Annotated in this window: 11 protein-coding genes; 7 read left to right on the top strand and 4 right to left on the bottom strand. The window is 69.7% G+C overall.

The genetic code is table 11. The features are described 5' to 3' along the window. Nucleotides 1–12: 12 nt before the first annotated feature. Together OG289_RS09405 and OG289_RS09400 are read left to right on the top strand one after the other, a co-directional pair. A complete protein-coding gene (locus OG289_RS09405; protein ID WP_327313565.1) occupies nt 13–1,383 on the top strand; it encodes an NAD-dependent succinate-semialdehyde dehydrogenase in 1,371 nt (456 codons plus the stop codon). A gap of 109 nt (nt 1,384–1,492) precedes the next feature. Beyond that, a complete protein-coding gene (locus OG289_RS09400; RefSeq protein ID WP_327313564.1) occupies nt 1,493–2,377 on the top strand; it encodes a fumarylacetoacetate hydrolase family protein in 885 nt (294 codons plus the stop codon). Nucleotides 2,378–2,484: 107 nt separating this feature from the next. Here OG289_RS09400 and OG289_RS09395 read toward each other — a convergent pair whose 3' ends face one another. Beyond that, nucleotides 2,485–5,274: an FAD-binding and (Fe-S)-binding domain-containing protein gene (locus tag OG289_RS09395; protein ID WP_327313563.1), complete on the bottom strand. Its 2,790-nt coding sequence runs from the start codon at nt 5,272–5,274 to the stop codon at nt 2,485–2,487. A gap of 113 nt (nt 5,275–5,387) precedes the next feature. On the opposite strand from OG289_RS09395, the gene OG289_RS09390 reads away from it, so the two are divergent. The 3 genes from OG289_RS09390 to OG289_RS09380 all read left to right on the top strand — a co-directional run bounded on the left by OG289_RS09390 (nt 5,388) and on the right by OG289_RS09380 (nt 7,818). Further along, nucleotides 5,388–6,038: a TetR/AcrR family transcriptional regulator gene (locus tag OG289_RS09390; RefSeq protein ID WP_327313562.1), complete on the top strand. Its 651-nt coding sequence runs from the start codon at nt 5,388–5,390 to the stop codon at nt 6,036–6,038. An 11-nt stretch (nt 6,039–6,049) separates the two neighbouring features. Beyond that, on the top strand, nt 6,050–6,445 hold the full coding sequence (locus tag OG289_RS09385) for a cupin domain-containing protein (protein WP_327313561.1): 396 nt from the start codon (nt 6,050–6,052) through the stop codon (nt 6,443–6,445). 125 nt (nt 6,446–6,570) lie between these two features. Then, on the top strand, nt 6,571–7,818 hold the full coding sequence (locus OG289_RS09380) for an MFS transporter (RefSeq protein WP_327313560.1): 1,248 nt from the start codon (nt 6,571–6,573) through the stop codon (nt 7,816–7,818). A gap of 66 nt (nt 7,819–7,884) precedes the next feature. Here the strand turns inward: OG289_RS09380 and OG289_RS09375 are convergent, their stop codons facing one another. Together OG289_RS09375 and OG289_RS09370 are read right to left on the bottom strand one after the other, a co-directional pair. After that, nucleotides 7,885–8,283, bottom strand: a complete 399-nt coding sequence (locus tag OG289_RS09375) for a biotin transporter BioY (RefSeq protein ID WP_327313559.1) — start codon at nt 8,281–8,283, stop codon at nt 7,885–7,887. Nucleotides 8,284–8,404: 121 nt separating this feature from the next. After that, the gene (locus tag OG289_RS09370) at nt 8,405–8,782 is read right to left on the bottom strand and encodes a MerR family transcriptional regulator (protein WP_327313558.1); all 378 of its coding nucleotides are present in this window, start codon (nt 8,780–8,782) and stop codon (nt 8,405–8,407) included. A gap of 120 nt (nt 8,783–8,902) precedes the next feature. Between OG289_RS09370 and OG289_RS09365 the strand changes: the two genes are divergently transcribed. Next, a complete protein-coding gene (locus OG289_RS09365; RefSeq protein WP_327313557.1) occupies nt 8,903–9,826 on the top strand; it encodes an NADP-dependent oxidoreductase in 924 nt (307 codons plus the stop codon). A gap of 317 nt (nt 9,827–10,143) precedes the next feature. On the opposite strand, the gene OG289_RS09360 is transcribed toward OG289_RS09365, so the two are convergent. Further along, on the bottom strand, nt 10,144–10,512 hold the full coding sequence (locus OG289_RS09360; protein ID WP_327313556.1) for a hypothetical protein: 369 nt from the start codon (nt 10,510–10,512) through the stop codon (nt 10,144–10,146). Between the two features lie 890 nt (nt 10,513–11,402). Here OG289_RS09360 and OG289_RS09355 point away from each other — a divergent pair. Beyond that, a complete protein-coding gene (locus OG289_RS09355; RefSeq protein WP_327313555.1) occupies nt 11,403–12,050 on the top strand; it encodes a GntR family transcriptional regulator in 648 nt (215 codons plus the stop codon). Nucleotides 12,051–12,072 lie beyond the last annotated feature (22 nt).

The raw sequence follows: 12,072 nt of genomic DNA, 5'->3' as shown, positions 1-12,072 counted from the left end.
GAGAAGCACGCCATGCCCACTTACCAGACCATCTCGCCGCTCAACGGTGAGGTGCTCGCCGAGTACACGATGATGACCGACACCGAGGCCGCCGAGGCGCTCACCCGGGCCACCGACGCCTACCGCGACTGGGCCCGCGCCCGGATCGAGGACCGGGTCGCCGTGCTCGCCCGTATCGCCGAGCTGCACCGGGAACGCGGCGCCGAACTCGCCGAGGCGATGGCGACCGAGATGGGCAAGCCGCTCGCCCAGGCCGAGGGCGAGGTCAACCTTTCGGCCTCGATCTACGAGTACTACGCCGGTGCCGGCGCCCGGTTGCTGGCCGACGAGGTGATCGAGGTCGGAGCCGGGGGACGGGCTGTTGTCCGGACGGCGCCCACGGGCCCTGTGCTCGGGATCATGCCGTGGAACTTCCCGCTCTACCAGGTGGCGCGGTTCGTCGCCCCGAACCTGCTGCTCGGCAACACCGTCCTGCTCAAGCACGCCCGCTCCTGCACCCGCACGGCGCTCCTCATCGACGCTGTCGTCGCCGACGCCAACGCCCCGAAGGGCGTCTACGAGAACCTCATCGTGTCGTCCTCGCAGATCGGCGCCCTCATCGCCGACATCCGTCTCCAGGGCGTCTCACTGACCGGCTCCGAGGAAGCCGGCCGGACGGTGGCCGAACAGGCCGGCCGGCATCTCAAGAAGTGCGTCCTCGAACTCGGCGGCTCGGACCCCTTCATCGTCCTGCCCGACGCCGACCTCGATCTCGCGCTCGACCTGGCCGCGACCGGCCGGTTCAGCAACGCCGGCCAGTCCTGCACGTCGTCCAAGCGGATGATCGTCCACAGCGACGTCTACGACCGCTTCCTCGAAGGGTTCCTCGACCGCGCGAAACAGTGGAACACCGGCGATCCGCTGAACCCGGAGACACGCATCGGACCGATGGCGTCCGAGTCCGGCCGGCAGGAGATCGCCGAGCAGGTCGAGGACGCCGTGTCCAAGGGCGCCGAACTGCACCTCGGTGGCGTGGTCCCCGACGGCCCCGGTGCGTTCTACCCGGCCACCGTCATCACCGGGGTCACACCGGACATGCGCGCCCACAGCGAGGAGCTCTTCGGCCCCGTCGCCGTCCTGTACAAGGTCGACTCCGTCGAGGAGGCCGTCGACCTCGCGAACGACTCCCGCTTCGGGCTCGGGTCGGCCGTGTTCACCCGTGACGAGGACCTCGCCGCGGACATCGCCGAACGTCTGGAGGTCGGCATGGTCGGCCTCAACACCCTCATCCGCAGCCAGCCCGACCTGCCCTTCGGCGGCGTGAAGGCCTCCGGGATCGGCCGTGAGCTCGGTCGGCTCGGCCTGGACGAGTTCGCCAACAAGAAGACCATCCGTCTCTCCTGACGGGTTCCGCCCCGCACACGGCGCCCTGCCCGCAACCCTCCCCGGCGGGCAGGGCGCAGCCGTGAACGGCACACACACCGCCCTGCGACTCACACCCGAAGGACATGACGTGAAGCTCGTTTCCTACGAATCCGGCGCCTGGCAGCCGGGCCTTCTCCACGGTGACCAGGTGTTCAGCCTCAATGCCGCGCTATGGGCCGCGGGGTGCCGGGCCTCCTCCGACCTCCCGTCCGTCCGCGCCTTCCTCCAGACACACGGCGGCCACTTGCCTCAGATCGCCGCAGCCATCGGACCGGTCCTCGACGAAGGGGCCCTGAAGCCCGTGGGGAGCCTTGACTCCGTGCGGCTCGGACCACCGGTCACCGACCCGCTCAAGGTCCTGTGCGTAGGCCTGAACTACTCGGACCACGTCGGCGAGACCGGCCGCGCCATGCCGGCCCATCCCGACCTGTTCGCCAAGTTCGCCAGCAGCCTGATCGGCCCCTACGACGCCATCGACCGGTCCGACGTCACCGACAACCTCGACTTCGAGGGCGAACTGGCGGTCGTCATCGGAAGGGAGTGCAGCCGTGTGGAGGAGAGCGACGCCCTGGCGTACGTGGCGGGCCTGTCCGTCCTCAACGACATCACCGCCCGCGACCTGCAGTACCGCGGCACCCAGTGGCTCGCGGGCAAGGCCGTGGACCGGGCGACGCCCTTCGGGCCCGCGATCGTCACCCTGGACGAGATCGGTGACCCGCAGGCCCTGGACATCGAGACCTTCGTCAACGGCACCCGCGTCCAGGGCTCCAACACCAGGCACATGATCTTCCCGGTCGCGAGGGTCATCTCCTACATCAGCCAGTTCCTCACCCTCGGCCCCGGCGACGTCATCGCCACCGGCACCCCCGAGGGCATCGGGGCGAAGCGGAACCCGCCCCTGTGGCTGCGTCCGGGCGACAAGGTCGAGGTCGTCCTGGAGAAGGTCGGGACCCTGCGCAACGAGATCCACTGAGCTGCCCCGCATCACCCGTCTGCGGAGCCGAGCCCCCGGGGGCTCGGCTCCGCAGACGTTTGCCAGGTCCGGCCGCCGCGAACGGCGGCGGCCGGAAGAACCGGGCGTCAGACGCGGGAGGCGAACAGCTCGGCCAGATGCTGCGTCGGCACGTGGGCCAGGTCGTCGAGCTGGACGCGGCAGGACATGCCGTCCGCCAGCACCACCGCGTCCCCGAGGGCCCGCACCGCCGGCAGCAGATGTGTCTCGGCGACCGCAACGCTGACCTCGTAGTGTCCCTTCTCCACACCGAAGTTGCCGGCCAGGCCGCAGCACCCCTGCACCTTGGTGACCGTCGCGCCGGCCTTCTCCAGCAAACGCTGGTCGGTGTCCCAGCCGATGACCGCGCTGTGGTGGCAATGAGGTTGCGCGACCACCTCCACACCGGTCAGGTCGGGCAGCGGCAGGTCGAGGCGCTCGACGAGCTCGGCGAAGCTCAGCAGCCCCGACGCCACCACGTCCGCCTCCTCGGCGTCGCACAACTCTGCCGCGTCGCTGCGCATTGTCGCGAGACACGACGGCTCCAGAGCCATCACGGGGATTCCGCTGCGGACGTAGGGCGCCAGGGTTCGCAGGGTCCGGTCGACGATGGTCCGCGCCCGGTCGAGCTGGCCGGTCGTGATCCAGGTCAGGCCGCAGCAGGCGTCCTCCCGGATGACACGGACCGTGAGGCCGTGCGACTCCAGGAACCGGATCGCCGCCAGGCCGGAGACCGGGAAGAAGTGGTCGGTGAAGGAGTCGGCCCAGATCCACACATCGGGCGGTGTGTCCCTCGCGTGCGCCGCGTCTGTCGCCTTTCTCAGGGTGGGGGAGGCGAACCGCGGTACGGACCGCCGCTGGTCGATGCCGGCGGCCCACTTGGCCAGCGCGGCGAGCGGTCCGGCACGCAGGAGCAGGTTGGCGGGCCGCGCCAGCGGTGCCGTGAGCCGAGCCCACTTCGGGAGCCGCCCGAGGAACAGATGCGAACGCGGCCGGCGCAGCCCGGCGACGTCGTGCCGCTGGTGCAGCACCTCGCTCTTATAGGTGGCCATGTCGACGCCGCTTGGGCAGTCGCTCGAACATCCCTTGCACGCGAGGCACAGATCGAGCGCCTCGGCCACGGCAGGGTCCTGCAGACCACCGCTCAGCAGGCCGCCGTCGAGTGCCTCTTGCAGCACCCGGGCCCGGCCGCGAGTCGAGTCCCGTTCGTCGCTCGTGGCGAGATAGGACGGGCACATCACTCCTGCGGTCTTCGGAGCGACGCACTTCCCGACGCCGGTGCAGCGATGCACGGCGGCGCCCAGGTCACCGGCGTCGTGTACCAGCCGCAGACCTGGACGCACCGGCGCCTGGGGGCGCACCGGGCGCAGGTCGTCGGTGAGCGGAACCGGGTCGGCGATGATGCCGGGGTTGAGGATGCCGTCCGGGTCGCACACCGTCTTGACCTGCCGGAACAGGGACAGGGACATCTCGTCGTACATCAATGGCAACAGCTCCCCGCGGACCCGGCCGTCACCGTGCTCTCCGGACAGCGTGCCGCGGTAGTCACGCAGCCGTGTCGCACAGGCGGTCATGAACTCGCGGAACACCGCGGCCGAGGCCGGGTCGCCGGGCCGGAACGGGAAGTCGATGCGGCAGTGGACGCAGCCGTCGCCGAAGTGCCCGTACGGAACGCCCTGCAGGCCGTGCGCCCGCAGGAGTTCCTCGAAGTCGCGCAGCCACGCACCGAGGTGCTCCGGCGGTACGGCGGCGTCCTCCCATCCGCCGTACGCCGGCGTGGACAGCGACCGGCCGGCGAGCCCGGCACCGTCCTCACGGATGCGCCACAACGCGGCGGCCTCACGAGGGTCGTCGACGAGCCGCGTGTCCAGCGCGGCGGCCGCTGCTACGAGCCGCCGCACCGCGTCGGTCGCGTCATCGCCAGCCACTTCCGCGAACAGCCAGCCCTGCCCCCGTGGCAGATCGGGCACCGGCGAACCCTTGGCCCGCACCAGATCCACGATGCGCGAGTCCATGCCCTCGCACGCGACGAGCCGGCCCGGCGCCGCGGCGAGCAGCGCCGGTACGGCATCGGCCGCCTCGGCCATCGTCGGGTATCCGAGCACCAGCATCCTGCGTTCGACCCGGTCGTCGACCAGCCGGACGGTCGCCTCAAGGACCGTGGCCAGCGACCCTTCGCTGCCGACCAGGAACCGTTCGATGCGGCGCCGCTCGGGCAGCAGGTGCTCCAGTCCGTAGCCGCTGACCTGGCGGCCGAAGCGGCCGAACTCAGTACGCAGATGGGCCAGGTGGGCGTCCCCGACGGCCGCCAGCCGTCTTGCGGTGTCGCCGCCGACCCGGCCGGCCTGTTCCAGGGACAGTTCGCCGTTTCCGTACAGCACGCGCAACGACTCGACGTTGTCCACCGTCCGCCCGTAGCCCAGCGCCCGCGACCCGCAGGCGTTGTTGCCGATCATGCCGCCGACCGTGCAGCGGCTGTGCGAGGACGGGTCCGGTCCGAACCGCAGCCCGTGAAGGGCAGCCTCGCGTTGCAGATCGGCGTGCACCACGCCCGGTTCCACCCGCGCCGTGCGCGCGACCGGGTCGATGTCGAGCACCCGGTTGAAGCGACGGGTGTCGATGACGATGCCGCTGCCGACCGCGTTGCCGGCGATGCTGGTGCCCGCGCCGCGCATCGTCACCGGTACCCGCAACTCACGCGCCACCTCGTGGGCCGCGATCACGTCGTCCTCGCCGCGCGCTTTCACGACCGCGGACGGGACGACGCGGTAGAGGCTCGCGTCGGAAGAGTACAGAGCTCGTGTCAGGGGCGAGTCGTCGAACTCGACCCCTGCAGTGCGAAGAGCGGCGGCGAGGTCGTGCTGTGCGTCAACGGGCATGCCTCAGGCTAACTAACGTAAGGTAGCTTCGCTAGTGCGGCGTCGTTGATCCTGACTAACGTAAGGTAGTTTCCTGCGCCGCACGGCGGTGCATGCGGGCGAAGGAGGAGTCAGTGGCCGAGGAGCGGTGGCCCCGCGCGGTCGAGGAGTTCGACAAGCATCTCAGCGAGCTCGACTGGAGTCGGCAGAGCGCCTCTCGGCGGGCGATCCTGGAGGCGTTCCTCCGGCTGGCCACCGAGAACGGCTTCAACTCGGTCACCATGCGGATGATCGCCAAGGAGATGTCCATCAAGGCCCCGAGCCTGTACAACCACTTCCCGGACGGCCGCGACGAGATCGTGGCCGAGTCCCTTCGCTGGCACTTCTACAAGTTCGGTGCCGCAGTACTCGACGAGGTGCGAGGGATCACGGACGCCGGGGAGGGCTGGCGCCGGATGGTGCACGTGCACCTGACCCGACAGATCGAGCTTCCCGAGAGCAACCTGTGGGACCTGCTGGTGGCGACCGACCAGGTCGTCCACTTCCTGCCGCCGACGCTCCGCCACGAAGTCGACGCCTGGGTCGATCTGTACGAGGCGCTCTACCGCGCCGCGGCCGAGGACATGGGTTTCGGCGCCTCGGTCCAGCAGGTCAAGCTCGTCATGACGGTCCTCGAAGGCGCGAACCGCTGGGCCATGTGGGACGGCAAGCGACGGTCGCTCGCACCGCTGGCCGAGAAAGCGAACAGGGCCACCCTCGCCCTGCTGGAACTCGCCAAGGACTGAAGGGACAGACGATGGCGCCGCACAAGTACCCCTCCAGTCCCCTCGTTCGCCGGGAAGGGCGGCCCCAAGGCCACGCCTTCGTGCCCCCGGGCGAGGGTCCTCGGCCAGGAGTCGCCCTGATGGAGTGGGAACTGCGGGGCGAGTCATGGACGGACGAGCACCCGCACGACGAGTTCAACTACGTGCTGGAAGGGCACCTGTTCGTCGCCTGTGACGGTGAGACCGTCGAGGCCGTCACGGGCGACGTCGTCCGGGTGCCGGCCGGAAGCATCGGCCGCTACTGGGCACCGGAGTACGCCCGCATGGTGGCCGTCTACGCTCCGAATCCGCGGGGGTTGGAGAGCCGCGTGCACGCCTACACGCGCTTGGATCCGCCTGTGGAGGGCGCGGGCGGATCCGCCTCGTAGAGCGCTGCACCTCAACATTGAAAGCGCTCTCTGTCATGATGAAATGGCATGTACATTTATCCCGGCCGGGGGTGGTGTCGAGGCCCAGCCGGGAACTGCCCCGCGTCGGACGGAGAAGTGTTCTCATGGACCAGGCCGTGCGTCGGCGGCGTCACGCGCTGTTCCTGCTCTTCCTTCTGGCCGGGATCGCCATGTCCTCATGGGTGACCCGTACGCCCGCGATCCGCGACCGGCTGGAACTCTCCACCGCGCACATGGGACTGGTGCTGTTCGGGCTGTCGCTCGGCTCGATGGCGGGCATCTCTTGCTCGGGGCGGCTGGTGTCCAGGTTCGGGACGCGTCCCATCATCGTCTGGGGGACATGGGTCCTCATCGCGGGGATGGCCGCGATCTGCTGGGGGAGCGCCTCCGCTTCGGCGCCGATGGTGACCGCGGGCCTGTGCGCCTTCGGCGCCGGGCTGGGCGTCGGCGACGTCGCGGTGAACGTCGACGGCACGGATGTCGAGCGGATCGGCGGCAGGACCACGCTGCCCGCGCTGCACGGCTGCTTCAGCCTGGGCACGGTGCTGGGCGCCGGGGCGGGCATGGCGGCGACGGCGGCCGGCGTACCGGTGCACTGGCACCTGGCGGCGATCGTCCTGCTCGCCGCTGGACTCCTCGTCTACGCGGCACGCGCCATCCCGGAGGGCACCGGCCGTGCCGCCCCCGAAGAGCCGCACGAGGCCGACGTGGGCAAGCGGCGCCCGGCGGTGTGGAAGGACGGGAGGCTTGTGCTCATCGGCGCAATCGTGCTGGCCATGGCGTTAGCCGAGGGGTCGGCCAACGACTGGCTGCCGCTGCTGATGGTCGACGGACACGGCATGGACGCCACAGCGGGCTCCCTCGTGTACGCAGGTTTCGCCGCCGCGATGACGCTGGGCCGCTTTGGCGGCACTTTCTTCCTCGACCGTTTCGGCCGCACAGTCGTCGTCCGCGCCAGCGCCCTCTCCGGTGCGCTCGGCCTGCTCATCGTCATCGTCTCTGACAACGCTGTCCTGGCCGGAGCCGCCGTACTGCTCTGGGGGCTGGGCGCCTCGCTCGGCTTTCCTCTCGCGCTCTCGGCCGCGGGGGAATCCGGACCGGACCAGACGGCCCGGGTCAGTCTGGTCGCCGTCATCGGCTACGTCGCCTTTCTCGTCGGACCGCCCGGACTCGGCTTTCTCGGCGGCCACGTCGGCCTGCGCCCCGCCATGCTCGTCGTTCTGGCCTGTGTCGTATGCGCCGCCTTCCTGGCCCCTGCGGTGGAGACCGGGGCCCACACCGGGGGCTCGGCCGGGAGGCGCGCCGTCGATGCCGACGTACCCGCCACGGCCGACGACGTGGGCTCGGCGTAGACCACGGGCGACACCGTGCTCACCGCACGGTGGCACGCACGCGCCGACGCCGGAGGGCGAAGTCCTTCAGCGCCGCAGGTACGCCACGCCTCGCCAGGCGAGCGGCAGCAGTCCTGCCGCCAGGGTGGTTTTGAGCACGTCGGTGACGAGGAACGGGGTGACGCCCAGGGCGATGGCGCGCTGGGCGCCGAGGTGCAGGTCCATGGTCAGCCGCGCTGTTCCGGCCAGGTAGATGACGGCGTTGCCCAGGGTCATCAGCCCCATGGTCCCCAGGATGCCGCGGTCGTTGCCGCGGCGGGCGAGTTCGCCGACGAGGGCGGTGGCGAGGACGAAGCCACGGAGTACGACTTCGACGGCCGCAACTCGATCGCCGTTCCGATCCGTGTGAACGGGGAGGTGCTGGGGTGCGTCAACGTGACCTGGCGCAGGACAGTCATGTCCGCACAGGAAGTGGCACGTCGTCACCTGGATGACCTGCAGGTCGCGGTGCGCCGGATCGAGGAAGGGGGCGCGGCAGAGGCCCCACGACGAATGGGCGGCCCCGGCGCGGGGGCGTGAGGACCGTTGTCGCGTCCGGCGCCGCAAGTCAGTCGACCGCTGCGGCTCGCAGCGCCTCGCGATGGGCTCGGGCACTGGTCATCAGCGCGTCGAGCGCGTCCCGGGTGCGCACGAGGTCGGCGATGTGCCGGGTCAACCGGTCATGCTCCTGCTCCATGCGCTCCAGCGCGGCGTCGGAGTTTCTCTCACTGGGTGCGTCGACGCACGGCAGCAGTTCCGCGATCGTACGGCTGGACAGCCCGCCCGCGAACAACCGTTGGACGAATTCGACCCGCTCCACGTCGATGTCCGTGTAGTGCCTCTGTCCGCTGGCACTGCGGGTGCTGGTGAGCAGACCCTGCTCCTCGTAGTAACGCAGGGAGCGGACGCTGACGCCGGAACGTGACGCCAGCTCGCCGATCCGCATGTCGCCCCCAGCTTGTGACCCTCGACACGGGCCTTGCCCCTGACACCAATGTGAGGTTCTAGCGTAACGGTCGTGCCCGATCCCCGGGCGTCATGGATCAAGAGGAATGGTGAGAGGCGTATGCGAGCGGTTGTCGCCCGGCGCTACGGCGGCCCTGAGGCCCTGGAGCTGATGGAGATCGACAAGCCGGAGCCCGGTGCCGGATCGGTGCTGATACGGGTGAAGGCCGCGGGGGTCAACCCGGTCGACTGGCACGTCGTCGCCGGCCACCTCAACTCGATCCTCGAGGTCAGCCTTCCGCTGGTGCCGGGCTTCGACGTCGCGGGCGTGATCGAGGCCATCGGGCCTGGCGTCACAGACTTCTCCGTCGGTGACGAGGTTTTCGGCTACGTCCGCACGGAGCAGGTGCAGTACGGCACCTACGCTGAACTCGTCGCCGCACCTGTGCACACCCTCGCGCGCAAGCCCGCGTCGCTGACCTGGCAGCAGGCGGCCGGCCTCCCGCTCGTCGGGCTCACCGCGCTGCAGTCGCTGTCCCGGGTGGGTGCCCGGTCGGGGGAGACGGTCCTGGTGCACGCTGCGGCCGGCGGTGTCGGTTCCGTGGCCGTGCAGATTGCTGTGGCCAGGGGCGCGCGGGTCATCGGTACGGCCAGCGAACGCAACCACGAGTTCCTGCGCTCCCTGGGCGCCGAACCCGTCGTCTACGGCGATGGCCTGGCCGAGCGCGTGCGGGAACTGGCTCCCGAGGGTGTGGACGCCGCCGTGGACTGCGTGGGTGGTGACGCCGTGGCTGTCTCCCAGGAACTGCTGAAGGACCCCTCCCGGGTCGCCTCGATCGTTGACCCCGAGGTGACTCAGCGCGGCGGACACCAGGTATGGACCCAGCCCGATCCCTCGGACCTCGCCGCCCTCGCGAGCCTCGCAGACGCCGGCAAGCTCACCGTGCACATCGACCGCGTGCTGCCCTTGGCAGAGGCCGCCGACGCCTTCCGCCTCAGCCAGACCGGACAGGTCCGAGGCAAGATCGTGCTTGAGATCGGCTGACCAATGGTGCGGCGCGACGAGGCGGTTGGTTCATAAGCGCTTTCTCCCTCAGATGAACGGGTGTGTATCGGTCCACTCCGGGCGGGCGCCGATGCCCGAACCGTCAGTCGTCCCCGCTCGCACGGAGAAGCTCTCTCGTGGACCATGCCGTGCGTCGGCGCCGGCAGCCGCTGTTCTTGTTGTTCCTGGTGGCCGGGGTCGCGGATGTCATCGTGGGTGACGCGCACGTCCGCGATCCGACCGGCTTGACTTGTTCACAGCGCAGATGGAGGCGGTGCTGTTCGGGCTCTCCTCCCCGGCCCCTGGCGGCGCCAGGCTCAGAGGTGTCCACTACTCGGGACGGGTCCCCTGGTCACAGGGCAGTACGCCCAGGACTTCCGCGGCCATCTCGGCCGATTGCCTGCCAAGCCCCGGTCCGATGCCCATGACCATCCGGTGCGCTTCGTTGTCGGCCTTCCGGCCAGGGCGATCAACAAGCTTGGCCAAGTGCTGCACGAGATCGAGCTGATCACCCGAACCTGACCCGGCCAGTCCGCAATGTCTCGAGCAGGCGGCAGGATGGCTGCGATCAGTGCGGTGAGGGCGGGGTTGTCGTTGTTCCTGCGCCACGCAAGGTGCAGCTCAATAGGGTTGACTACCACCCCGGTTGCCGGACGGACGACCACGCCGTCGAAGTGCGGACGCATGGCCGCCGCCGGGACCAGGGAGACGCCGAGCCCGGCTCGTACGAGCGCAAGAGATGGTGTGCACCTGACTGAGGTGCTGGAGGTGCATCCGCCCAGCGGAGGGCCCGGCACAGGTGGTTCCCGCGCCCATGAGGGCTGGGCCTGTCAAGGGCATGCGGCCCGGTGTGCGAGTTGCAGGGTTTGTGGTGCTGGTGAGTGGGGCGCCCGGGTGATGGTCCCCGGTATGCGGTCAACTCGGTTGCGCCGTCGTGTGATTGTGTCGCCCACCGGTTCGGAAACGCAGCCGATCGCTCGGAACGTGTTCAGCAGTATCCGTCGGACATGACTCGCACGGTGTGGGTGGCGGTCCGGTGCCGGCTGCGTTCCTGCTCGCTTGGTGGACGGGCGCCCGCAGGCGTCCCTCCAGGGACCCGGGAATCTGCTGGCACTCACTGTATGGGCCTGCGCGACGTGTGTACCAACAGGGCTGATCGCCGGGCGCGGTGAAGCCATGGGGGCGGACGTACGCCGACAGGGCGGCCCGCGGCACGGAGCACCGGGTTTCGGCCTCGCATTCGGTTCTGCGCGGGCGACCAAGTGTGGACCGGCCTGGCGGCGTACTCCAACCGCTGATGCTCCTGGGCCGGTCCGGAAAGGGCTGCCCCTCTGACCGGTTCCACTCACGGCGTTGATCGATTGGCCGAAGGTCTGCCTGGTCCGCGGAGTCGTCGCCCGCACTTGTGCATCTGGATCTCGGCGGCACAGCTCATTCGCTCAGTGCCGTGTACAAGAAGGTCCCCTCTGCCCCATTGACGACGGCTCCTGGTACACGGCACTCTGTATTCCGTCATACAAAGTTCATCCCTGGGAAGCAGAGGTGTGACGTGGCCGGGTCTGGACTCGATCTTCGGGTGACGCAGGACAAGCTCGTACGGGACAAGGTCGTCGACGCGCTGCGTCGGGCCATCCTGGACGGGGCCCTGCAGCCTGGTCGCCGACTCACCGAGCGTGAGTTGACCGAGCTCACCGGAGTGAGTCGCACGTCCGTGCGGGAGGCGCTGAGGCGTCTCCAGGCCGAGGGGCTGGTCGAGGAGTCGCCCAGTCGAGGGCTGCGGGTGACGACTCCGACCGCGGAGGAGATCGAACAGATCTATGAGATCCGCGCCGAACTGGAACCGCTCGCGGTGCGCTTGTTCGTCGAGCGTGCGACCCAGGAGGAGGTCGACGAACTCGCCTCCGTCACCCAAGAGTTGAACCCGGGGGGCGACGCCAACAAGGACGTGCTGGACCGCTTCGACGGGATCTTGCTCGCCGGCTGCCGCAACCCCATGCTGGCGGAACTGCTCGGCGGCCTGTACAGCCGGATCCACGCCCTGCGCCGCATCTCGGCCGCCACCCCTGGCCGCATGACCGTCACCAAGCAGGAGTACGCCGATCTCATCGAGGCGATCCAGCGCCGTTCAGCCGCCGACGCGGCCGAGGTGGCCCGTCGCCATGTCTCCGCGGCCAGAGCGTCCGCCAAGGTCGCGATGGGCCTGCTGAAGGGGGAAGCCGACTGACGCCGTCGAGGACGGCTGCCTG

Origin of the sequence: Streptomyces sp. NBC_01235 (genome assembly GCF_035989285.1) — a bacterium.
Taxonomy (GTDB): Bacteria; Actinomycetota; Actinomycetes; order Streptomycetales; family Streptomycetaceae; genus Streptomyces.
The sequence above is the reverse complement of the archived record's forward strand: the minus strand, read 5'-3'. Positions and strand labels throughout refer to the sequence as shown.